Source organism: Pontivivens nitratireducens (assembly GCF_011290545.1).
GTDB classification, from domain to species: Bacteria; Pseudomonadota; Alphaproteobacteria; order Rhodobacterales; family Rhodobacteraceae; genus Pontivivens; species Pontivivens nitratireducens.
The window spans coordinates 456,119-479,204 of record NZ_CP049811.1; the positions used below are offsets into that span (position 1 = coordinate 456,119).

The following is a 23,086-nucleotide window of genomic DNA, read 5'->3' on the forward strand; positions in this document are numbered from 1 at the left end:
CGGGGAGGAAGACCTGAATGACCACGCATGACACGTCCCAAACGGGATTGCTGCACAAGGCCCAGGTCCGCGCAAGCACGACCGCGCCGGTCGCGGAACTGAAAGCGCAACTCGGGGATACCCCCCTCAGCCTGCTGATCCTGTTCGTCACACCCCAGACCGACTTTCACGCCGTGGTGGAGGAAGCGGAGCGACTGTATCCCGATACAGATACGGTCGCATGCACGACCGCAGGTGAAATCGGCATGGCGGGTTACGAGGAAGGTCTGATCATCGCCGTGGGCTTTCCCAAATCGGATTTCGCGACCAAGTCTCTGCCAATCAACGATCTGGACCGGTTCCACGCCAAGCCCGAAATCTATCGCATCGCGCGTGAGCGGGTGGCGCTGGAAAGGGCCAACCCCGACATGAAAAGCGGTTTCGTGTTCCTGATTATCGACGGATTGTCCCTGCAGGAGGACACGCTGACGGCCCTGATCTCACCGGCTCTGCGCAACATGCCGCTCTTTGGCGCGTCCGCCGGTGACGGTGCGGATTTTCAGGCCACCTTCGTGGCGATCAACGGAAAGATCCTGCTCAAGGGTGCGGTGCTCAACCTTGTGCAGAGCGTGCATGAGACCAAAGTCTTCAGCCTCGATCACTTTCTGCCTACCGAAACCCGGATGGTCGTGACGGATGCCGATCCCGAACGCCGGATCGTGAAGTCCATAAACGCCGAACCCGCAGGCCGCGAATATGCCCGCATCATCGGCAAGGACCCCAACCAGATGGACCCCTTCACATTCGCGTCGCACCCGGTCGTCGTGCGGATCGGCAGCGACCACCATGTCCGCGCCATCCATCAGGTGAACGAGGCCGGTGAGCTGGTGTTCTTTTCCGCCATAGATGAGGGGATGGTGCTGACCGTGGCCGAGCCGCAGAACATGGCCGAGCATCTGCGCCAGAAATTCGGGGCCCTGACCGCCGGGGCGGCCTTTACCGATATTCTGGGATGCGACTGCATCCTGCGCCGGATCGAGGCGGAGCAGAGCCAGGTTTCCCGCGAAGTCTCCGACGTGCTGTCACAGTTCAACGTCACCGGCTTCTCGACCTATGGCGAACAGATCGGACCGTTGCATGTGAACCAGACGATGACCGGCGTCGCGATCTATCGCAAGAATACGGACCCCACATGTCCCTGATCAATCCCAACGACTCGATCGAGCGGCAGAACGAAAAGCTGTTGCAGATCGCCCAGTCCCTGATGCGGCGGGTCGAACAGAAAAACGATCAATCCGGGCTGGCCTATCAGCAATTCGAACGGGCCGCCCTGCTGGAAACGCAGGTCCGCCAGCGTACGCGGGAACTGGAAAAGACCCTCGACCTGCTGCGAGAGACAAATGCCCGGCTGGAACAGGCCAATGTCGAGACGGAGCAGACCCGATCCAACATCGCGGAGGCTATCGAAACCATCGACGAGGGTTTCGCCCTGTTCGATCCGAACGAGCGGTTGGTGCATTTCAACAGCCGGTTCTGCAGCGATATCGGTGATGTGGCGGACCAGTTGAAGGAGGGGCTGCTGTTTTCGGATTACGTCACGATGATCTCCCACAGCCGTTTCCTGGCCGTCCCGGCGGGACAAACACCCGAGGATTGGGCCAGAATGCGCCTGTCGCATCACAGCCAGGATCACGTCGTGTTCAATGTCAGTCTGGTCTGGAACCGCTGGCTTCAGATCAGTGAGCACCGCACCGCACATGGCGGCACCGTGATCCTGCAGACCGACGTCACCGACATGATGCTGTCCGAGCGCGAAGAGCGTGACAAGATGCTGGGCCAGCAGACGGAGATTCTGCAAGCCACGCTCGACCACCTCAACCAGGGGGTCTGCATCTTCAACAACCAGGGGCAACTGGTCGGCTGGAACAAGATCATGAACCGTATGCTGGCGCTGCCGCCGGAGCGCGGCGTGCTGGGCCTGCCCTTTTCGACGCTGCTGCTGACGCTTGAGAAAGAGACGGTCTTTCATGGCGGGTTCAGTGCGGAGAAGCTGCTCAGGTGGACCCAACGACGTGCCCACCGCCGCCCCATCGCGTTCGAGGTAACGCGCGGCGCGACGCGGACGCTCAGCATCTTTGCCCAGGAAATGCCCGATCGCGGTTTCGTCATCAGCATTACGGACGTGTCTGCCGAACGGAACGCGACGCGTGCCCTCTCCCAAATCAACGAAACACTGGAACAGGGCGTGATCGCGCGGACCGAGGAGTTGGGCGAGGCGCTGGCCGACGCGGTGCGCGCGAACGCGTCCAAATCCCGCTTCGTCGCCGCGGCCAGTCACGACCTGTTGCAGCCCCTGTCCGCAGCGAAGCTGTTCATGTCATCGCTGTCCGATCGACTGGACGAACCCGATGCCCGGCTGGTGTTGAGCAAGGCGGAAAACGCCCTTTTGGGGATGGAGAACATCATCGGCGCGCTGCTCGACATCTCGAAGCTTGACGCAGGAGAGGCGGCCTTCGACAAAAGCGCCGTGTCGCTGTCCCCGATTCTGGCGCTGCTGCGCGATGAGCTGACCCCGATGGCGCAGGACAAGGGCCTGCACCTTACCATCATCGACAGCGGGCTGAGCATTCTGAGCGATGTGGGATATTTGCGGCGGATCCTGCAAAACCTCATCACCAACGCTATCAAATACACGCAGACCGGACGTATTGTCGTGGGTGTGCGCCGCACGGGCAGCACCGCCCGGATCGAGGTCTGGGACACCGGCCCCGGCATTGCCATGGAACACCGCGAAACGATCTTTCAGGAATTCGCCCGCCTCGACCAATTGAACAGCAGTGACGGCCTGGGGCTGGGGCTGGCCATCGTGGAGCGTGCCGCGAAGGGTCTGGGCCATGATTTGACGCTGCAATCCGAAGTCGGAAAGGGCAGTTGTTTCGGCCTGACCGTCAAGATCGCCACCGGCCCGCACGGCAATCGCCTGGGTCTGCCGAAATCCAGCGCCAAATGGGGCAACGCCATCGAGGGCATGGTGGTGCTGCTCGTAGAAAACGACCTCAGGCTCGCCAACGCAATTTCCCTGATGATCGAGACTCATGGCGCAGAGGTTCTGCTGGCGCACAACGCGACCGAGGCGAAAAACCTGCTGGCCGAGATCCAGCTGGTGCCCGATTTCATGTTGCTGGATTATCAACTGGGACCAGACGCCTCGGGAATTCAACTCTACCGCGATCTGATCGACACCTATGGCAGGATCCCGACCGCGATGATTTCAGCCGACCGCAGCGAGGAACTGCACAGAGCCTGTCACACAAACAAGCTGCAACTCCTCTCAAAACCCATAGACAAGGAAAAGCTGCTGGAATTCTTTACCAACGCGCTGCAAGGGCAGAACATCTGATCCAGGGAGATGTGCCGGCATCAGCGCGGCAAATGCGCGATCGAGTTTGCATAATAGGCCAGCAAGGGTTCCTGAGCGGGGTTCAGCCGGTAGCCCTCATCAGTTTCCCGCAGAACCTTGCGTCGCACCAAGGCCCGCAGACCCACATCGACAGCATAATCGAAATCGCCGCGCGGCAGATGGAAATGCGCGCCTTGATCCACCAGACGATCCTTCAGCACCATCGCGCGATCCACGATCTGCGCCCGGCGCAGCGGTGTGCCACTGTCCAGCAGAACCTGCGCAACCAGCGGTACGGGCAGAACGGGCACGACCTTTCCCACCGCGTCGATCAGCTTATGGCCCAATGCCTCCGCGCCGATACGGCCATCGGATGACAGGGAGCGCAGCGTGATCGGCGCCCCGAAACTGACGCTGGCATAGCCGAAGCGGTTCCACTTGCCGATAATGCGCATCCACAGATGCCGCAGGAAAAACCACAATGCAGTGGAGACCTTCGCACGAAAGCGCGGGCGGCCCTTTTCATCCAGCTCCGAGCCGACCAGGATCCGATCCTCCAGCACCCGATCGTAGTTCAGCCCGACGGGAATGAAGACCACATCGCGTGTGCCCGCAGGATCGAACCCTTGCAGGATATAGCTTAGCAAGCCCAGTTTTGCCGGGCGCAGCTTCCCGTCACGGCTCAAGCCGCCTTCGGGGAACACGGCCTGTGTCACACCTGCCTCCGTCGCCATCTGGACGTATCGCGACAGGACCTTGCGATAGAGCGGATTTTCCGACCTGCGCCGGATGAAGAACGCGCCCATCGCTTTGGCCACCTGTTCAAGGGGCCAGATTTGGGCCCACTCACCGGCGGCATAGCTCAGCGATGTTCGCTCGCTCGCCAGATAGGTCACCAACAGGTAATCGAAATTTGATCGGTGGTTCATGACGAAAATCACCGTTGCGTCGGCATGGATCCCTTCCAGTGAGGCGTTCTCATTCGCGCCCAGTCGCACCCGGTACAGTTTCTGCGCGATCCAGCGGCTCAACTTCACGCCGAACAGGAAATAGGTCGCGGCGGAGAAACTCGGCACGATTTCGCGCGCATATCTGGCGGCTTCCTCGGCTGCGACCTCGTTGGGGATGCCACGATGGCGTGCCTCCGCCTCGACCGCAGACATCACAACGGGGTCGTAGGTCAGCCTGTCCACCAGAACCTGCCGTTTGGTCAGGCTGAAAGGCTTGATCGAAAGCTGCAACCGCTCGTTGACACGGCGCAGCGCCCGGTTGATGCGCGCCCGGAAAAACCAGCGGACCGACGGGACCAGCACGCGGTTCAGAACCGCGATGGTCAGTGTTAAACCGCCGAGAAATACAAGCCAGATTGGAATTTCGACAGTTTGAAACATTGCGCGACTTTGCGTCAGCGTGACGGTCACGTCCACCCCGAACGGTGCCGCGGCATTCGCGGAAAGGCAGATAGGCACGTCGGAACTTTCGCGCACTCAGCACATAGGCGAGACGCCAAAATCATCAAATGAACGGAAAGGGACTGTGGTGCAGGATCCTGGTGTCATGCTAGGCGGCACCTTGGGCACTGCGGCCCAAGCCGGGTCCGTGGCTCTCACCATGTTTGACGTAGCAAAGGTCATCGCCTTCGCTATCCGCACTCACACCGTCTAGAGATCAGACTGCGCTCAACCAGCGGGTCTCACTGCTCGCGATCAAGGTCCGGGCAGGCACGAACCCTGTCAGATCGGGGAACAACTCACACACCTCTGCACGCGCCTCCGCCGTCAGTCCGGACAGGGCCTGATCGCCGGGGAACAATGTTTCGGTCCAGACCCCGTCGGCGCGGATCACCTCGTGATTGCGGCACATCAGGTGCAGATAGGTGACAGCCTCCGGCGCGCAACTGACGATCGTATCGCCGTTCACCAGTCCGATCGCGGGGGCCAGAGCCTCGGTCTCACCGGTCATGAGTGCCAGCCTCACTCCCTTGAGCAAGATACGGTGCTGAGGCGAAACGATCATGTCACGGTTCGGGCTGTCCGGTCCCAACGCGCCACGACGGATCAGAACCGGTGCCAGTTGCGGTTTCTGCTCGACCTCCGCCTTTGTCAGCTCACGCCGGCCAACCCAAACCAAGGGGCGCAGGCCATGATCCCGGGTCGCCACCAGATCGCCGATTTGCAGCGTCTCAACCGCACGCCCGCCTGTCGCCGTGACGATAGACGTGCCGGGCGTGAAACAGATGACATTGGTGTTGTCGAATGTCAGATCCTCGGATGAGACACCCGGCAGGCGCAATCCGCCCGCGGAATCCAGTACGCCGTCTGCCGCATCGTCTCTCAGCGCAATGATGGCTTGCGTGAAGTCGGTGCCATTGGCGGAATTGTAGGCTGCCAGCGTGCCGGAATTGTAATAGGCAGACAGGTCCACGAAATCGTTGTTGGCCTGATTGCCATCGTCGATATTCTGACCCGTAGCCGTGTTGAAGTCCGAGATCAGATCGTCCGTGCCATCCGCGACGAAGGTATCGAACCCGTCCCCGCCGGTCAGGGTATCAGTGCCTGCCCCACCGTCCAGCGTATCGTTGCCCGCGCCACCTTCGATGGAATCTGTGCCGTCACCGCCGCTGATCGTGTCGTTTCCGTCCAGGCCATAGATCGTGTCGTTGCCTGCACCGCCGTCGATGCTGTCGCCAGCGCCCGTTCCCGGCGCCGCGATGGGTGAGAAATAGATATCCGTGATGTAAATCGCCTGGTTCGACGTTCCAGCATTTTCATAGTCGATCTCGATCCGGGCGACGGGACCGTTGACCGTGACCTTGATAGACCCCCCGGCATCGATGGCGTCGGTCCCTGTATTTCCCAGCGCGGTGTCCACACCAGTATAGCCATCGCCCGCCCGGTCGCTCAGCGTAGGACCGGCCGTAGCATCCCCGCCGGATTCCAGCGTGACGGCAATGCGGTTTCCATCTGCGTCATAGGCGCGCACGATGACCCGGTCACGAAAACCGTTCGTTCCATTCTGATCGATATCGTTGATGCGAAACTGAACGTTGGAAACGGTATCCTGGTATTCCGACGTGGTGGATGAGAAATTGACGGTCACAACGGACGTGTTCGGATCCGAGCCAGACCGTGATCCAAGCACCTGAGCCGAAGAGTTGCCGTTGACTGCACCCGTACCGCCGGTGTCGATACCGGTCGTATATTGGTCAAGGTCCTGGAAGGTGACGTCCTGCCCGTTCGCTTCCTCATCGTAATCCAGCGAAACGTTGATACCGCCGACATTCTGTGTCGCGAAACCGGTCTCATCCGCTGTGGCGAGGACATCGTTATCGTCGATGGCAGAGTTGTCACCCGATGGATCGGGCAGTTCGGACCACTTGAACGCAAGCCGCGGGATCGAGTCCGAATCGCCGTAGATGACATCGTTGCCATCCCGACCCGAAATTGTGTCGGACCCGGAGCCACCATACAGGGTATCTGCCTGTTGCGATCCGGTAATGTTGTCATTGCCGGCACCGCCCTGAACGACCCGAGGGCCCGCATCGTCGAGTGTTACCGTGTCGTTACCCTGTGCGGTGACGTCGGAATATCCGAATCCGTCCGAGGTGACATCGCTTGCGGACCATGTCGAACCCGCAGTGAAGGTACCCGTGCCGGATTCCGGGATGAAAAACGCATAGGTCGTACCATCGTCAGTGAAGACGCCGTACGTACCCATCAATGTGGTGCCGCCGGAGGTGAAGGTCACGGTGCCGGCCTGTTCCTCGGCCGTATAGTTGCCATCCACGGACGATCCGGTCAGGGAAAAACTCTGCGTCGTATCGTTGGTGTAAGCTGTGTACGTGTTGTCTGTCGCGTTGTCGGTGATCGACACCGTCACGCCCACATCTAGAATCTGATTGTTGTCGACATTCAGGATATAGGCGCCGCCGTAGCGATAATTACTGGCCATTCTCTAACCCTCCACGCAACACGTGTGTTTTCCCGCCTGCCCGAAATGCGGGAATCATTACCAGCCATATAACCAGAAATTCAATCCAAAGGCGAGTGGTTCCAGCTATGCCCCCGATGCGTCCGCCGCCGAATGCTTATATCGGAACGAAGCGCAATTCCCATCGATACCGGAACGGCGTGATCCCCCGACCCAGCCGAACTAGCATGTATTCGTTAACATATTCATACTGGGCGCATTTCAAGAAGAAAGCCACGCGGTGACGCTACGGAACCGCGCAGCTCACGTTTTATTTATACCTTCACTATGCATTTGAGGGCCATAACGTGCAAATTGACACGCTATACACCTCAACCAGAACGGGCAAAATCAATCGACGCGCCTGCCGTCAGCGCGCTGATTGATTGAACCAGCGATCGTCGGTCGATTCGAAAATGCCGGTAAAGATCGCCGATCGTGCCCGTCTGTCCGAAATGCTCGACCCCGTGAGCAATGGTGCGATGACCCGCAACCGCGCCCAGCCAGCTCAACGTTGCGGGATGCCCGTCAATCGCAGTGACCATCGCGCAATCGCGCGGCAATTGTTGCAGCAGCCTTTCCACATGGCTCATCGCGGCGGGGTTTCCGCGCGCGCGGTCCCTTTGCGCAGCGCTCCACCCCGCATGCAGTCGATCGGCGGAGGTCACGGCCAGTACGGCCACGTCGCGACGATGCTCGGCGATCATGCCCGCCGCCGCGATCGCCTCATCCGCCACGGCGCCTTGATAGGCAATGACGACCGAACAGTTCGGGCCGGGCTCGCGCAGCCAGTATGCCCCGTCCACGGCACCCTGACGGAAATCCTCGTTCACGCGGCGCACGGGTTGCTCCAGCGGTTTCGTGGTCAGGCGCAGATAGACGGAGCCGCCCGTCTCATCCCGCAGCCATGTGCGCTCATCCCGGTCGCCCTCACCGTCGCGCTGAATATAGTCGAAGGCCCAGCCCATGATGACGGCCAGTTCATCGACAAAGGCAGGCTCGAACGCGGCCAGCCCGTCCTGGCTCATCCCGATCAGGGGCGCGTTGATGGATTGATGCGCGCCCCCCTCGGGCGCCAGCGTCACGCCGGAGGGCGTGCCGACCAACAGGAACCGGGCGTCCTGATAGCAGGCGTAGTTCAGCGCATCCAGACCGCGCGCCACAAACGGGTCGTAGACTGTGCCGATGGGGATCAGCCGTTTGCCGAACAGGCTATGGCTCAACCCTGCCGCGCCCAACAGCAGCATCAGGTTCATCTCCGCAATGCCCAGTTCGATATGCTGACCTTCGGGGGTGAACTCCCACTTGGCGGTGGAGGGGATTTTCTCGCTGATGAAGGTGTCCGATTGCTGCGTCCGCGCAAACAGCTTACGCCGGTTCACCCACGGGCCGAGGCTGGTCGTGCCCGTCACATCGGGTGAGGTGGTGACGATCCGCGCCGCCAGATCGCTGGAACCCTTTGCCAGATCATCCAGGATCTTGCCAAAGGCCGTTTGGGTGGAGATGTCCCTGTCGCTGGCCATCTCGATATCTGGGACGCTCAGCCGCGCATCGCTGAACCGACGTTGCCCCTTGGCAAAAAACGGCACGGAGTCGAGGAAGCCTTGCAGCGCGTCCGGGTCCGCCACGGTGGCGAATTTCTCCCACTCCTGCCCCTTGGCCACGCCCATATGATCCTGCCATTGGGCAAACTGCGTCTTGTTCATCAGGCCGCCGTGGTTGTCCTTGTGCCCGGCGATGGGCGTGCCCCAGCCCTTGATGGTATAGGCGAGGAAGCAGACCGGCCTGTCGTGGTCGATCCCGGCGAAGACCTCGGCCATCGTTTCCACGCAGTTCCCGCCGAGGTTTTCCATCAGGTCGGCCAGCTCCTTGTCCGAGCGGCGTGCGATCAGCGCGCTGACGTCCCCCTGATCGCCCAGCGCATCCATGAGACGTTCCCGCCAGACAGCGCCCCCCATGAATGTCAGCGCGGAGTAAAGCTGGTTCGGACAGTCGTCGATCCAGGCGCGCAGCTTTTCACCGCCCGGCTCTGCAAAGGCCGCACGTTGCAGTACGCCGTATTTTACCCGAACCACATCCCAGCCGAACGCGTCGAAGATCTTCTCGACCCGGCGGAACAGCCCCTCGCGCACGATACCGTCCAGCGACTGGCGGTTGTAGTCGATGATCCACCACGTGTTGCGCAGGTCGTTCTTCCACCCTTCCTGCAGGCATTCGTAGATGTTGCCCTCGTCCAGTTCCGCATCCCCGACCAGCGCCACCATACGCCCCGGCTGCACGTCATCGCCCCAGGATTTCGCTGTGATGAAATCCTGCACCAGTGACGCAAAGGACGTGATCGCCACCCCCAACCCCACCGATCCGGTCGAGAAATCGACATCGCAGGTGTCCTTGGTCCGCGAGGGATAGGATTGCGCACCGCCCAGGCCCCGAAACGCCTCCATCTTCTCACGCGTCTGGTTGCCCATAAGGTACTGGATCGCATGAAAGATCGGTGAGGCATGAGGCTTGACCGCAACCCTGTCCTCGGGCCGCAGAGCGGAGAAATACAGCGCCGTCATGATCGAGACCATGGAGGCGGAGGAGGCCTGATGCCCGCCGATCTTGATGCCGTCTTCCTTGTCGCGCAGGTGGTTGGCGTTGTGGATCATCCAGTGCGACAGCCACAACAGGCGCTGCTCGACGATTTTCAGGTTCCGGCTCATGTCACGTATCCTCAGGCAATGTGTTTCGGACGACCCTATCAGCGCACTTGCGTTGGTTTCTTGCAATTGCTGGCTGGCGCGCGTCCTATGATAGGTGAATACGCCACGATACGAGGTAGCATGGTGGAAAACCCTACTCTGGATGAAATCGACATCAGAATTCTTCGCGAGCTTACCCTGGATGGGCGGATCAGCGCGGCGGAGCTGAGCCAGCGTGTCGGCCTCAGCGCGACACCCGTCATTCGCCGGTTGAGACGGCTGGAGCAGTCGGGCACCATCGTGGGATATACCGCCTTGATAAACGAGGCCGCGCTCGGCTTCGCGATGTCGGTGTTCGTTTCCGTCAAGCTCGACCGGCAGGTGGATCAGGCGCTCGCCCGCTTCGAATCCGCGATCCTGACCTTTCCCGAGGTCGTGGATTGCTGGCTGATGACCGGCAATCGCGACTACCTGCTGCGCCTTGCCGTGACGGGGTTAAAGGAGTTCGAGGAGTTGATGATCGAACGGTTGGTCAAGATCGACGGCGTCGCCTCCATCGAATCCTCGATCCCGATCCGCCGGGTGAAATCCGGCATATCGCGAAATCCGTGAATTCCTGCGGTGGCTACCGGTGGGTTAGCCGCGCTACCCGGCAACCTGTTGCGGGAGGCATGGAGATGGCTCCATAACCCACGCACCGGCCCCTTTTCAGCGAGCCAGCGTCTTCACGCCAGTTCGCCGGGTTCTTGGCAGTGATGGCTCACATCCGCTTGGCGACCTCTTCCAGCATCACCTCGGAGGCACCTCCACCGATGGCCTGAACGCGGGCATCGCGCGACATGCGCTCCACTGGGGTTTCGCGCATATAGCCCATGCCGCCATGGAACTGCACACAATCATAGAGCACGGAATTCACCAGCTCGCCGCAATATGCCTTGACCATCGAGACTTCCTTCACGCAGTCGAGGCCCGCGGCATCCATCCCTGCGGCATGATAGACCAGCTGACGGCCTGCCGCGATCCGGGTCTGGCAATCGGCCAGACGCTGGCGGATCGCCTGCTTGTCCCACAGCACGCCGCCAAAGGCCTTGCGCTGTTTTACATAGTCCACGGTCATGTCCAGCGCGCTCTGCGCCTCGGCGCAGGCCATTGCGCCCAGCACGATCCGCTCGTTCTGGAAGTTCTTCATGACCGAATAGAAGCCCTTGTTGACCTCACCCAACACGTCTTCGGCAGGGACGCGAACATCCTCGAAGATCAGTTCAGCGGTGTCCGAGCACAGCCAGCCGGTCTTGTTCAACGCACGACCGACCGAGAATCCCGGCGTGCCCTTTTCGATCGCGAACATGGTGATCCCGCGTGAGCCCTTGGCATCGGGATCGGTCTTGGCACCGACGAAATAGATATCGCCATGCACGCCGTTGGTGATGAACATCTTGGTGCCGTTCAGCACCCAGTCGGACCCGTCCTTCACCGCGCGGGTGCGCATACCCGCAACGTCCGACCCGGCACCGGGTTCGGTCACCGCGACGGCGGCGATCTTCTCACCCGAGGTGATCGACGGCATCCAGCGGGCCTTCTGTTCCGGTGTGCCGGCGTTTTCAAGATGCGGCGAGGCCATGTCGGTATGCACCAGAACCGTGGCCGAAAATCCGCCGAAGGTGGAGCGGCCGACCTCTTCGGCCAGAACCACGCTGGACATCACATCCAGCCCGGCACCGCCATATTGCTCATCATAGCGCATTCCCAGCACGCCCAGATCGCCCATCCGGCGCAGCACGTCGCGGGGCACCATGCCCTCTTCTTCCCATGCGTCGGCCTTGGCTGTCACCTCCGTCTCGATGAAGCGGCGCAGCTGGGCGCGGATCATCTCGAGATCTTCGTTGAACGGGCCGTTGGCCGCAGTGATGGTATCCTGGCTGGTCATGTCTTTTCCTCCGGGTCGAGTTTGACGAGTGGTGCGTGCCCGGCGACTGTATCGCCCGGTGCACAATAGATTTCCGTTACGATGCCCGCGACCGGCGCGGGCAGGCTTTGCAGCAGTTTCATGGCTTCGAGCACCACCAGCGTGTCACCGACGGCGACGCGGTCACCGGGTGCGACGCGCACCTCGGCCACGGCACCGGGCATCGGGGCTGTCAGCAGGTCAGCGCCGCTACCCCCGGCCCCGGCGCGGACGAGATGCCGGTCTTCGAGCGTGCGCAGTTCCACCGCGCAGATCCCCGCCGAGGTCTGAAGGTGCACCCGCCAATGATCGCGGGCGCGTTCGACATGCGCGATGCGCGAAAAGGGAACGCCGTCGATGCGTCCGGACAGGCGGTCGCCGGTCAGGGTGACGGACTCGACTGTCGTGCTCTGACCGTCCGGCAGTAGGGCGGCAAGCTCTGCAGGGGTGCCCGATATGCGGATCGGATCATCCTCGGATGTGGTCCAATAGGACGCCGCACCGGGCCGCCCCGCCGCCGCCGTAAGCCGCCATGACCCCAGGCTTTCCCAAGGCGATCCGCCCGTCGGGGCCAGATGCAGATGCAGCGCCATGGCGGCCAGGCCAGTGTCGCGGGCATCGGGTATGGGCTGGGTCCAGCCGCCCGGAAACATCTCGGGCAGTCCCGAGGTGTGGTGCCGGAACGCCTCGAAATCCGCATGGGTCAACAGGGCGCGTTGATAGGACAGATTCAGACCGACGCCACCAACGGCGAAGGCATCAATCGCCGCGACCGCCTGCCGGATCGCCCCGGCCCGGTCGGGCGCATGGACGATCAGCTTCGCCAACATGGAATCGTAATGGTGACCCACGACGGAACCTGCCCCGACTCCGCTGTCCAGCCGCACGCCCGCAGGCGGCGCCCAGAGGGTGATCTGGCCGGTTTCGGGTCGGAAATTCTCGGCCGGATTCTCCGCCGCGATGCGGATCTCGATGGCGTGTCCGTTGAACCGCACATCGGATTGAGCCAGCGACAGCGCCTCGCCCCGGGCGATGCGCAACTGCCATTCAACCAGATCGATGCCGGTAATCGCCTCCGTCACCGGATGCTCCACCTGCAAACGGGTGTTCATTTCGAGGAAGTAATATTCCCCGCGTGCCGGATCGTAGAGGTATTCCACCGTCCCTGCCGAGCGATAGCCGATGGATTGTGCCAGACGGACCGCTGCCGCGCGCATGTCATCGCGCAGGGCATCGGGCAGATCGGCGGCGGGGGCTTCCTCTATCAGCTTCTGGTGGTTGCGTTGCAGCGAACAATCCCGGTCGCCCAGATGCAGCACAGTGCCGTGGCTGTCGCCCAGCACCTGCACCTCGACGTGGCGCGCGCGGGGCGCATAGCGTTCCAGAAACACCGCCGCGTCGCCAAAGGCGCCCTTCGCCTCGGACCGGGCGGAGGTGATGGCCTCGGGCGCATCGGCCAGATCGGTGACGAGACGCATGCCGCGCCCGCCGCCGCCCGCGCTGGCCTTGACCAGAAACGGCGTGCCAAGCGTCTGCGCCTCTTCGAGCAATCGCGCGTCGGACTGGTCCTCGCCGCGATAGCCGGGCAAAACGGGCACGCCTGCCGCCTCGGCTGCGGCCTTGGCCTCGATCTTCGAGCCCATCATTGCGATCGCGTCGGCATCGGGCCCGATGAAAACCAGACCGGCCCCCTCGACCGCGGCGGCGAACCCTGCGTTTTCGGACAGGAAACCATAGCCGGGATGCACGGCACCGGCCCCGGTCACCCGGGCGGCATCCAGTATGGCATCGACGTTCAGATAGCTGTCCGCAGGCGCGGCCCCGCCGATGCACACGGCGTGATCAGCCTCGACCACAAAGGGCGCATCGCGGTCAGCCTCGGAAAAGACCGCGACCGTTTCCACACCCAGCGCGCGGCAGCCCCGCTGGATTCGCCGTGCAATCTCACCCCTGTTGGCGATCAGGACGCGGGTAAAGCTCATTTTATCCGCCATGAAGGAGTACCCTTCTTGAGGAAGCTGTTGATGCCCTCGATCCCCTCGTCGGTTTCCCATGCATCGGCCAGCCGGTCGGCGGTATAGATCATGTTGGTTTCCAGATCGTGCGCCGCGACATAGGCAATCAGCGCCTTGGTATCGGCCACGGCCCCCGGCGCGGCCTGAAGGTGATCGTGCACGACGCCTTCAACGGCGGCGTCCAGTCCATCAGCGGCGACAACCTCGGTCAGCAGGCCGATCCGCGCGGCCCGCGCGCTGTCGAACAGGGCACCCGAGAGCATGGTTTCGCGCGAATGCACCTTGCCGATCCGCGCCACGACATAGGGCGAGATATTGGCGGGCAACAGACCCAGCTTCACCTCCGTCAGGCCAAAGCGCGACCCTTCGGCGCCTATGGTGTAATCGCAGACCGATATCATTCCGACGCCGCCGCCATAAGCCGGCCCGTTGATCCGCCCGATCAGGGGCTTGGGCAAGGTATCGAGGCGGCGCAGCAGATGCGCCAGCGTTGCGCTTTGCTCCACCCGCTCGGCCCGGGATTTTTCGATATTGGAGGCGAACCAGTTGAAGTCACCTCCGGCGCAGAAGCTCTTACCCGCGCCGGTCAGAACCACGATGCGCACCTTGTCATCATTGGCCAGCTTTTCGGCGACGTCGTACAGTTCGGCGATCAGCGTGCCGTTCAGGGCATTGTGCTTGTCCGGGCGGTTCAAGGTTACGGTGGCGACACCGCGTGCGTCGGTGTCAAGCAGGATGGTTTCGTAGGTGGTTGTCATATCAAGGGCCTCACATTCTGAAGACGGGCGTGTGGCGCCCTGCCTCGGGCACCGAAGAGACTATGGACAGGCACAGGCCGAGGATGTCGCGGGTCTGACCCGGTTCGATCAGCCCGTCATCCCAAAGCCGCGAGGTCGCGTAATAGGGATCGGACTGTTCGCCGTATTGAGCGCGCACCTGCGCCTCGATCTGCACCAGATCGGCCTGCATCTTTTCCGGATCACCGCCCTTCTGCCTGCGCAGTTCCAGCATCACGTTGCTGGCGATATCGGCGGACATGGTGGCGAGTTCCGCCGTGGGCCACGCGAAGAGGAAGTTCGGCGCGAACCCCCGCCCGCACATGCCGTAATTTCCAGCGCCATAGGATCCGCCAAGCAGGACCGACAGACGCGGCACCTTAGCCACCGACATGGCATAGACCAGCTTGGCGCTGTCCTTGGCGATGCCGCCGCGCTCCGCCTCCGTGCCGACCATGAAGCCGGAGATGTTGTGCAGGAACAAAAGCGGGATGTTGCGCTGGTCGCACATGGATACGAACTGCGCGCCCTTAAGCGAGCTTTCGGACAAAAGCGCGCCGTTATTGGCCAGGATACCGACGCGAAAACCGTGGATGCGCGCCGTTCCGCAGAGCAGCGTTTCACCCCAGCCCGGCTTGAACTCGCGAAATTCGCCGGCGTCTATCATGCGCAGCAGAACCTCGCGCATGTCATAGGGTTCCTTGCGGTCCGCGCTGATGACGCCCAGCAATTCGGAGGGGTCATGCGCGGGCGGCGCGGGCGGCGTGTCAGGCTGCATCGGGCGCGATTGGCCCAGTTCGGCCACGATGTCGCGCATCAGGGCGAGGGCATGGTATTCATCCTCGGCCAGATGGTCGCAAACACCGGAGACGCTGGTGTGCATTTCGGCCCCGCCCAAGGTTTCGCCATCGACCTCCTCGTTGATCGCCACCTTGACGATCGACGGCCCGCCCAGATGGATGCGGGCATTGCCGCGCACCATGATAAGCTCGTCCGACAGGGCCGGAATATAGGCCCCGCCTGCCGTGCAGCCGCCGAACACGGCGGAGATTTGCGGCAGGCCGCTGGCCGACATATTGGTCTGGCGATAGAAGGAATTGCCGAAATGACGTGCATCGGGAAAGACCCGATCCTGTTCCGGCAGATAGGCCCCGCCGCAATCGACCAGATACAGACAGGGCAACCTGTTCTCAGCCGCGATTTCCTGGGCGCGAATGTGCTTTTGCACTGTCTCATGATAGAAGGAGCCGCCCTTAACCGTCGCATCATTCGCGATGACCACGCACGGCAGCCCATGAACGATACCGATGCCCGTCACGATGCCGGAACCGGGAACCTCCCCACCATATTGACCGTAGGCCGCCAGCGATGACAGCTCCAGAAACGCCGTGCCCGGATCCACCAGCAGGTCGATCCGTTCGCGCACCAGAAGTTTTCCGCGCTTGCGGTGGCGTTCCACCATATCGGGGCGACCGCCCGACGTAGCCTCGGCGATCCGCGTGCGCAGGGTTTCGACGCGTTCGCTTTGCGCCGCGTGATTGCGCGCGAAGGTTTCGGATGCGGTTAGAACCGCTGAGTCAAGACGAGCCATGTATCAGGTATCCTGTCTTTCAAGTATCCCGTTGAGGAACACATCGGCATAGGTGCGTGACAGCGCCTCTGCGCTGCCGCGAGCCGGGTCGAACCAATCGAGCGTGGCGTTCAGCGCGCCGATCAACATCAGGCGCAGGTGGCGAATATCGACGTCGCTCTTCAGCGCGCCCTCCTGCTGAAGCCGGGACAGCAGTGCATCCCATTCGGCCTCATAGGCGCGGCGCGTCGGCAGGTTGGCATCGCGGACGGATTGCGGCACCTGCCCGAAAATACGCACATTGGCCGAAGTATAGTCGCTAACGTCAAGAAGCGCGCGCAGATGGGCCCCGATCGCGGCATGCAGGCTCGCCTCGGCGCCGGTGCCTTCGGGCAGTGCGGAAACGGCCTGACGCATGCTGTCGTGGACGACCTGAATGCCCACGTCCAGAACAGCCGCGACAATCTCGTCCTTGGAGCCGAAATGGTAGTATAGGCTGCCTGCCTTGATCCCGGCGGCTTCGGCGATCTTTCTCAGCGATACAGACCCGTAACCCTGCTCGCGGAAAAGCTTTGCTGCAACGTCCAGCACGCCCTCTCGCCCGACCGGACTGCGGACGCCCTGTGATACCTGTTTCACTGCAAGTTCGGACATGATCGCCCTTCGCGCCACCATAACTAACAACTGTTAGGTAACTGGATCAGCATCATCCGGCAAGCTCTATTTCGTTGGATATGGAAGGTCGGGACAACCCTGTTCGTGCTGTCCCGACCGGCCCGTGTTAAATCACGAAGCCGCCGCCGCAGATGACGTGCTGGCCAGAGATGAAGTTCGATTCCGGCGCACAGAACAGATAGACCGCGCCTGCGGCTTCCTCGGGTGTGCCGACACGACCCAAGGGGATCATGCGCTCCATCTGGGACAGAAGATCGGGGTTCACGCCCACTTTGATCTCCTTCTCCTCGACGGTGATCGTGCTGTCGCCATCCGCGCTGCCCTCGGTCAGGCGGGTGCGGATCGGGCCGAAGGCCACGGCATTGACGTTCACCTTGTAGCGGCCCCATTCCTTGGCCATGGTCCGGGTGACACCCAGGATCCCGGCCTTGGCGGCGGAATAGTTGATCTGACCCGGGTTGCCACCGGTCCCCGCGATGGAGGAGATGTTTACCACCTTGCGGAACACCTCGCGTCCGGCGGCGGCTTCTTCCTTGGCCTTGGCGCTGATCACCGGCTGGGCGGCACGCAGGATCCTGAACGGCGCGGTCATGTGAACGTCGATGATTGCCTGCCACTGCTCGTCCGTCATCTTCTGAACGACGCTGTCCCAGGTATAGCCCGCGTTGTTCACGATGATGTCCAGTCCGCCGAAGCTTTCGACGCCGGTGTTGATGAACCGCTCGGCAAAGCCGTCTTCGGTCACGCTGCCCGCGCAGACCACCGCTTCGCCACCGGCGGCGCGGATTGCTTCGGCTGTTTCGTTGGCTGGATCGGCATCCAGATCGTTGATCACCAGCCGCGCCCCTTCCGAGGCCAGCTTGAGCGCGATTTCGCGTCCGATGCCCCGGCCGGAGCCGGAGACCAGCGCCACGCGCCCGTCAAGTTTATCAGTCATGGCTTATCCTTCCGAATGGCGCTGTCAGACTTTTTCGTAAAGCGTGGTCACACAGGCCCCGCCGAGGCCAAGGTTATGCTGGAGCGCAAGGCGCGCCCCGTCGACCTGACGCGCATCGGCCTGACCGCGAAGCTGCTGGACCAGTTCCGTGCACTGCGCAAGGCCGGTCGCGCCCAGCGGATGCCCCTTGGACAAAAGACCGCCCGACGGGTTGGTCACGAATTTGCCGCCATAGGTATTGTCGCCATCGTCAACGAATTTGGCCGCATCGCCGCGCGCGCAAAGGCCCAGCGCCTCATAGGTGATAAGCTCGTTATGGGCGAAACAGTCGTGCAATTCGACCACGTCCACATCGTCGGGTCCGATGCCCGCCGCCTCATAGACCTGCTCCGCAGCACGCTTGGCCATCGAGAAGCCCACAACCTCACGCATGTCATGCGCGCCGAACGTCTCCGGCCCGTCCGTTGTCATGGCCTGCGCCGAGATCCGAACGGAACTGTCGAGGCCGTGCTTGTCCGCGAACTCCTTGGAACAGATGATTGCCGCCGCCGCACCGCAGGTCGGCGGGCACGCCATCAGCCGTGTCATCACGCCGGGCCACATGACCGGAGCGGCCATGACCTCTTCGGCGGTCATTTCCTGCCGGAACAGGGCGACGGGGTTCTTGGCCGCATGACGGCTGGCCTTGGCGCGGATTTTCGCGAAGGTTTCCATCGAGGTGCCGAACTCATCCATATGCGCCTTGCCCGCGCCACCGAAATAGCGAAGCGCCAGCGGGATCTCGGAGTTGCCCACCAGATCGTCGGTTTCCTCGTCAAACGCCGTGAACGGGCTGATCCGATCAGGGAACATCGCGCCAAGTGCGCCGGGCTGCATCTGCTCGAACCCCAGTGCCAGCGCACATTCCACCGCGCCGCTTTCAACGGCCTGACGGGCCAGGAACAGCGCCGACGACCCGGTCGAGCAGTTGTTGTTCACGTTCACAACCGGAATGCCGGTCATGCCGACATGGTACAGCGCCCGCTGGCCGCTGGTGCTGTCGCCATAGACATAGCCCACATAGGCCTGCTGGACACTGTCGTAATCCAGTCCCGCATCTGCCAGGGCGGAGCGGGTGGCCGTGGCGGCCATCACGTCATAGCTATCGGATTTTCCAGGCTTCTGGAACGGGACCATCCCCACGCCAACCACATAGGCCTTATCTGTCATGTCTCTCTCCCAGGTTCGAGCCGACACCGACGGATCGGGCGGACTCGGATTTTCTACCGTTTGTTAGAAATTACATAGCCACGCTTGGCTCTGTCAACAAAATCGCTTCGTGACGTAGGGTATCGGGTTCGGGGTGCCTGCATATGTTCGGGCATTCGCACCGCGCGGGCCGAAGGACAGCGTGAATGACATATCGTGCCGAATTCGCAGACTTTCTGGCGCTATTCCCCGCAACACGCGCTCAGCGTCGAGTCCCGAACGCGCCACAAAACGACGCGCCCGCCACCCCGAAAGGGTAGCGGGGCGATCCGGGGCGCCGAAGCGCGCCGGTCTTGGCTGTCACAGCCGGAATATGCCGTAATGCGGATCGTCGATCGGCGCGTTCAGCGATGCGGAGATGGACATGCCCAGCGCATTGCGCGTGTCCGCCGGGTCGAGAATGCCATCATCCCACAGCTCGGAGGTAGAGGTATAGGCTTCGACATCGTGGCGGAATTTCTCCAGCACGGGGTCGCGGATGGCGGCGATTTCCTCATCGCTCAGCTTCTTGCCTTCGCGCTCAAGCTGCCGGATCTTGACGTCGGCCATAGTGTTTGCGGCCTGATCCGCGCCCATGACGCCGATCTCAGCCTGCGGCCACATGAACAGCGTACGCGCATCCCAGGCACGCCCGCACATCCCGTAATTGCCCGCCCCGTACGAGGCATTGGCGATCACGGTGAATTTCGGCACGACCGACCCACCCTGCGCCATCAGCATCTTTGCGCCGTCCTTGGCGATGCCGCGTTCCTCATATTCGCGACCCACCATGTAGCCCGTAATGTTCTGGAAGAAGACCAGAGGCGTCCGGTTCTGGTTGCAAAGCTGTATGAAATGCGCGGCCTTGAGCGAACTGTCGTTGAACAGCACCCCGTTATTGGCGAGAATCCCCACCTTGTAGCCCCAGATATGGGCATAACCGCAGATCATCGTGGTGCCGTAATCGGGCTGATATTCGTGAAAGCGCGAACCGTCCACGATCCGGGCCAGAACCTCACGCATGTCGAACTGGGTCTTCCGGTCCTTGGGGATGATCCCGTAAAGCTCTTTCGGGTCGTAATATGGTTCCTCGAACGAGGCGGTCTCGATGATTGTCTTCGGCGTGCGCTTCCATTGGCTGACAATTTCGCGCGCCAGTGAAAAGGCGTGTTCCTCGGTGGCGGCGCGATAGTCGCCGGTGCCCGAGACAGAGGTATGCATGACCGCCCCGCCCAGCTCCTGAACGCCGACCTCCTCGCCTGTGGCCGCCTTGACCAGCGGTGGACCGCCGAGGAAGATCGCGCCGGTGCCTTCGATGATGACGTTGTAATCGCTGAGCGTCGGCACATACGCGCCGCCCGCCGTGCAGTGCCCGCCGACGATGGCGACCTGCGGGATGTTGGCCTGGCTCAGCTTGACCTGATTTCGAAACACCCGCCCCCCCAGATAACGGTCGGGAAAGACACCGTGTTGCAGCGGCAGGAAACCCCCGGCGCTGTCGCAGATGTGGATGACCGGCAAGCGGTTTTCCAGTGCGACATCCAGCAGCCGCACGATTTTCTTGACGGTATGCGGATACCACGCACCGCCCTTGACGCTGGCATCGTTGGCGTGAATGGCAACCTCGCGCCCCTGCACGATGCCGATGCCCGTCACCACGGCGGCACCGGGCACCGCACCGTCATATTCGCGACAGGCGGCGAGCGTCGAGAACTCCAGGAACGGCGTGCCGGGGTCCAGCAGCAGCTTCAGCCGCTCCCGCACGCCCAGCTTGTTCTGGCGGGCGAGGCGGTCGATATCGCGCTGAGGGCGCTCGAAACGCGCCGCGTGCTGGCGGGCGTGGAACTCCTTCAACCGCTCGGTCATGGCCGCATGGTTGGCCTTGAAGTCGGGAGCATTCGTATCAATCTGGCTTTCGATCCGGCGCATGGTCAGTCCTCCTCCGGGGCCAGCTGGGCGAGCGTGGCCTTCAGCCCGAAACTGTCACCTGCGGCAAATGGTATTTCAGCAACCACCCCGTCGCGCGGTGCGGCCAGGCTGGTTTCGAGCTTCATGCTTTCGATGACGAGCAGGATCTGGCCTTCCTTGACCTGATCGCCGGGTTTGGCGTTCACGGCCACGACCACACCGGGCATCGGCGCGATGATGCGATCGTCGGCCGCGCCGCCATCGCTTCCGGCCAGACGTTCTGCGGGATCGACCCGCCCGATGGCATATGCCCGGCCGTTCAGATGCACGAAAGTTGCGTCGGGTCCGACAGCCAGACGCAATTCCTGCACGCGCCCGCGTGCGCGCAGGACATAACCGCCCGGCTCGCTTGTCGGGTCCAACCGGCAGGGAACCGGGCCATCGGGCATGTTTACAATCAGGTTGGTGCCGTCATGCGACAACCAGCATTCGGTCTCTTCGCCGTCGATCTGGAATATCCGCCGCATCAGTTTCTCCACCCGCCCATTTTACGGTGCATCTCAGGTATCTGCATGACTTCGCCCACCAGCCGGTCGTCCGACAGAGCGGTCGCGGCGATCAGCAAGTCTGATATGTCCTCGCCCGGTGCTGTCAGCGTATCCGCCTGTTCGGCCAGAAATCCGGTCGAGATGTCACCCGACGCAAAATCCGGGTGGGCCAGGATCGCATCCAGATAGCCTGTGTTGGTCGTCACCCCGAGGATGACGTAATTCTGCACCGCCTGTCGCGCCCGCACGATGGCCTGTGTACGGTCCGGGGCGTGAACGATCAGCTTGGACAGCATCGGGTCGAAATCGGTGGTGACCTTGCCCCCCCCCAGGATGCCGCTGTCAACTCGCACGCCTGTGCCCTGCGGTTCGTCCAGCAGCAGGATGTCCCCGATGGCGGGGCGGAAATCTTCCGTTGCGTCCTCGGCACAGATGCGCAGCTCGATCGAGTGACCGGACTGCGCAATGTCGTCCTGCGCGGCGCTCAGCCCCTCACCCGCCGCGATGCGCAGCTGTTCGGCGACGAGGTCGAAGCCGGTGACCATCTCCGTCACGGGATGTTCGACCTGTAGGCGGGTGTTCATTTCCAAGAAATAGAAGGACCCGTCCTGCGCATAGATGAACTCGACCGTTCCGGCTCCGCGATAGTTGACCGCGCGCGCGATCCCGGCGGCGGTTTCGCAGATGTCCAGACGCTGCTGCGCCGAGAGCGCCGGAGACGGCGTTTCCTCGATGATCTTCTGAAAGCGGCGCTGGATCGAGCATTCGCGCTCCCAGAAATGAACGACATTGCCCTGCCCGTCACCCATGACCTGCACCTCGATATGGCGCGGGCGTTCGATGTAGCGTTCGACGAACAGACGACCGTCACCGAAATAGCGCTCACCCTCGCGGCGGGCGGTCTCGATCTCCGATTCCAGTGCGCTGTCCTCACGCACGACGCGCATTCCCTTGCCGCCGCCGCCCGCCGAGGGCTTGATCAGCAGCGGATAGCCCACCGCGCGGGAGCGTTCGACGAAGGTGGCGGGGTCGTCATCCTCGATGGCCGATGGCGCAACCGGGAAACCGCGTTCCTCGACGAAGCCGCGGGCGCGCACCTTGTCGCCCATCAGGTCGATGACCTCGGATGTGGGGCCGACGAAGGTCACGCCGGCTTGCTCAAGCGCGGCTACGAAGCCTGCATTTTCCGACAGGAAGCCATAGCCCGGATGCACTGCGTCCGCGCCGATCCTTTTCGCGACCTCGACGATCTGCGGGATGTCGAGATAGGCGGCAACGGGGGTGGGGCCGTCGATGCTGACGACCTCGTCCGCTATCAGATGGGCCGGTCCCTCCTGCTCGGACGGGTGGCGCAACACGGCGGTGGCAAGGCCGCGTGCCTTGGCGGTGCGCAAGACACGTGCAGCGATCTCCCCCCTGTTGGCGACCAGCAGTTTGGAGATACTCATCTTAC

General features: G+C 62.3%; 16 protein-coding genes. 3 read left to right on the plus strand and 13 right to left on the minus strand.

Translation table 11 applies throughout. From position 1 onward, the window contains the following. The first annotated feature begins 17 nt into the window (after positions 1-17). Both G8E03_RS02230 and G8E03_RS02235 read left to right on the plus strand, forming a co-directional pair. Positions 18-1,181, plus strand: coding sequence for an FIST N-terminal domain-containing protein (locus tag G8E03_RS02230; RefSeq protein ID WP_166188197.1), 1,164 nt, complete (start codon positions 18-20; stop codon positions 1,179-1,181). Then, positions 1,172-3,379 carry a PAS-domain containing protein gene (locus G8E03_RS02235; RefSeq protein ID WP_166188199.1) on the plus strand — a complete coding sequence of 736 codons (2,208 nt, stop codon included), beginning with the start codon at positions 1,172-1,174 and terminating at the stop codon, positions 3,377-3,379. Before G8E03_RS02230 ends, G8E03_RS02235 begins: the two co-directional genes overlap by 10 nt. A 20-nt stretch (positions 3,380-3,399) precedes the next feature. Here the strand turns inward: G8E03_RS02235 and G8E03_RS02240 are convergent, their stop codons facing one another. The 3 genes from G8E03_RS02240 to G8E03_RS02250 form a co-directional block, all read right to left on the minus strand. After that, positions 3,400-4,848: a 1-acyl-sn-glycerol-3-phosphate acyltransferase gene (locus G8E03_RS02240; protein WP_240910389.1), complete on the minus strand. Its 1,449-nt coding sequence runs from the start codon at positions 4,846-4,848 to the stop codon at positions 3,400-3,402. 199 nt (positions 4,849-5,047) lie between these two features. Further along, positions 5,048-7,330: a Hint domain-containing protein gene (locus G8E03_RS02245; protein ID WP_166188201.1), complete on the minus strand. Its 2,283-nt coding sequence runs from the start codon at positions 7,328-7,330 to the stop codon at positions 5,048-5,050. A 350-nt stretch (positions 7,331-7,680) separates the two neighbouring features. Then, the gene (locus tag G8E03_RS02250) at positions 7,681-10,053 is read right to left on the minus strand and encodes a transketolase-like TK C-terminal-containing protein (protein WP_166188203.1); all 2,373 of its coding nucleotides are present in this window, start codon (positions 10,051-10,053) and stop codon (positions 7,681-7,683) included. 120 nt (positions 10,054-10,173) lie between these two features. Between G8E03_RS02250 and G8E03_RS02255 the strand changes: the two genes are divergently transcribed. Next, the gene (locus tag G8E03_RS02255) at positions 10,174-10,644 is read left to right on the plus strand and encodes an Lrp/AsnC family transcriptional regulator (protein ID WP_166188205.1); all 471 of its coding nucleotides are present in this window, start codon (positions 10,174-10,176) and stop codon (positions 10,642-10,644) included. Positions 10,645-10,792: 148 nt separating this feature from the next. Here the strand turns inward: G8E03_RS02255 and G8E03_RS02260 are convergent, their stop codons facing one another. From G8E03_RS02260 to G8E03_RS02305, 10 genes are all read right to left on the minus strand, one after another. Next, positions 10,793-11,959 (minus strand): acyl-CoA dehydrogenase family protein, encoded by a 1,167-nt coding sequence (locus tag G8E03_RS02260; RefSeq protein WP_166188207.1) that lies wholly within the window; start codon positions 11,957-11,959, stop codon positions 10,793-10,795. Continuing rightward, positions 11,956-13,971 carry an ATP-binding protein gene (locus G8E03_RS02265; protein ID WP_166188210.1) on the minus strand — a complete coding sequence of 672 codons (2,016 nt, stop codon included), beginning with the start codon at positions 13,969-13,971 and terminating at the stop codon, positions 11,956-11,958. Before G8E03_RS02265 ends, G8E03_RS02260 begins: the two co-directional genes overlap by 4 nt. Next, positions 13,956-14,750: a crotonase/enoyl-CoA hydratase family protein gene (locus tag G8E03_RS02270; RefSeq protein WP_166188212.1), complete on the minus strand. Its 795-nt coding sequence runs from the start codon at positions 14,748-14,750 to the stop codon at positions 13,956-13,958. Before G8E03_RS02270 ends, G8E03_RS02265 begins: the two co-directional genes overlap by 16 nt. A gap of 10 nt (positions 14,751-14,760) precedes the next feature. Beyond that, a complete protein-coding gene (locus G8E03_RS02275) occupies positions 14,761-16,359 on the minus strand; it encodes an acyl-CoA carboxylase subunit beta (protein WP_166188214.1) in 1,599 nt (532 codons plus the stop codon). A 3-nt stretch (positions 16,360-16,362) separates the two neighbouring features. Next, entirely contained in the window at positions 16,363-16,992 is a 630-nt protein-coding gene (locus G8E03_RS02280) for a TetR/AcrR family transcriptional regulator (protein ID WP_166188216.1), read from the minus strand. Between the two features lie 127 nt (positions 16,993-17,119). Continuing rightward, positions 17,120-17,950 (minus strand): SDR family NAD(P)-dependent oxidoreductase, encoded by an 831-nt coding sequence (locus G8E03_RS02285; protein WP_166188218.1) that lies wholly within the window; start codon positions 17,948-17,950, stop codon positions 17,120-17,122. A 24-nt stretch (positions 17,951-17,974) separates the two neighbouring features. Then, the gene (locus G8E03_RS02290) at positions 17,975-19,159 is read right to left on the minus strand and encodes a lipid-transfer protein (protein WP_166188221.1); all 1,185 of its coding nucleotides are present in this window, start codon (positions 19,157-19,159) and stop codon (positions 17,975-17,977) included. 339 nt (positions 19,160-19,498) lie between these two features. Beyond that, entirely contained in the window at positions 19,499-21,106 is a 1,608-nt protein-coding gene (locus G8E03_RS02295; protein WP_166188223.1) for an acyl-CoA carboxylase subunit beta, read from the minus strand. Between the two features lie 2 nt (positions 21,107-21,108). After that, positions 21,109-21,612, minus strand: coding sequence for an acyl-CoA carboxylase biotin carboxyl carrier protein subunit (locus G8E03_RS02300; protein ID WP_240910390.1), 504 nt, complete (start codon positions 21,610-21,612; stop codon positions 21,109-21,111). Then, the gene (locus tag G8E03_RS02305) at positions 21,612-23,081 is read right to left on the minus strand and encodes an acetyl-CoA carboxylase biotin carboxylase subunit (protein ID WP_166188227.1); all 1,470 of its coding nucleotides are present in this window, start codon (positions 23,079-23,081) and stop codon (positions 21,612-21,614) included. Before G8E03_RS02305 ends, G8E03_RS02300 begins: the two co-directional genes overlap by 1 nt. Positions 23,082-23,086 lie beyond the last annotated feature (5 nt).

What these genes read in the sequence shown, in the direction of transcription:
- G8E03_RS02305 (WP_166188227.1), bottom strand. Translation starts at nt 23,081, where the DNA reads ATGAGTATCTCCAAACTGCTGGTCGCCAACAGGGGGGAGATCGCTGCA.
- G8E03_RS02275 (WP_166188214.1), bottom strand. Translation starts at nt 16,359, where the DNA reads ATGGCTCGTCTTGACTCAGCGGTTCTAACCGCATCCGAAACCTTCGCG.
- G8E03_RS02300 (WP_240910390.1), bottom strand. Translation starts at nt 21,612, where the DNA reads ATGCGGCGGATATTCCAGATCGACGGCGAAGAGACCGAATGCTGGTTG.
- G8E03_RS02295 (WP_166188223.1), bottom strand. Translation starts at nt 21,106, where the DNA reads ATGCGCCGGATCGAAAGCCAGATTGATACGAATGCTCCCGACTTCAAG.
- G8E03_RS02255 (WP_166188205.1), top strand. Translation starts at nt 10,174, where the DNA reads ATGGTGGAAAACCCTACTCTGGATGAAATCGACATCAGAATTCTTCGC.
- G8E03_RS02265 (WP_166188210.1), bottom strand. Translation starts at nt 13,971, where the DNA reads ATGGCGGATAAAATGAGCTTTACCCGCGTCCTGATCGCCAACAGGGGT.
- G8E03_RS02290 (WP_166188221.1), bottom strand. Translation starts at nt 19,159, where the DNA reads ATGACAGATAAGGCCTATGTGGTTGGCGTGGGGATGGTCCCGTTCCAG.
- G8E03_RS02260 (WP_166188207.1), bottom strand. Translation starts at nt 11,959, where the DNA reads ATGACCAGCCAGGATACCATCACTGCGGCCAACGGCCCGTTCAACGAA.
- G8E03_RS02250 (WP_166188203.1), bottom strand. Translation starts at nt 10,053, where the DNA reads ATGAGCCGGAACCTGAAAATCGTCGAGCAGCGCCTGTTGTGGCTGTCG.
- G8E03_RS02235 (WP_166188199.1), top strand. Translation starts at nt 1,172, where the DNA reads ATGTCCCTGATCAATCCCAACGACTCGATCGAGCGGCAGAACGAAAAG.
- G8E03_RS02245 (WP_166188201.1), bottom strand. Translation starts at nt 7,330, where the DNA reads ATGGCCAGTAATTATCGCTACGGCGGCGCCTATATCCTGAATGTCGAC.
- G8E03_RS02280 (WP_166188216.1), bottom strand. Translation starts at nt 16,992, where the DNA reads ATGTCCGAACTTGCAGTGAAACAGGTATCACAGGGCGTCCGCAGTCCG.
- G8E03_RS02285 (WP_166188218.1), bottom strand. Translation starts at nt 17,950, where the DNA reads ATGACTGATAAACTTGACGGGCGCGTGGCGCTGGTCTCCGGCTCCGGC.
- G8E03_RS02230 (WP_166188197.1), top strand. Translation starts at nt 18, where the DNA reads ATGACCACGCATGACACGTCCCAAACGGGATTGCTGCACAAGGCCCAG.
- G8E03_RS02270 (WP_166188212.1), bottom strand. Translation starts at nt 14,750, where the DNA reads ATGACAACCACCTACGAAACCATCCTGCTTGACACCGACGCACGCGGT.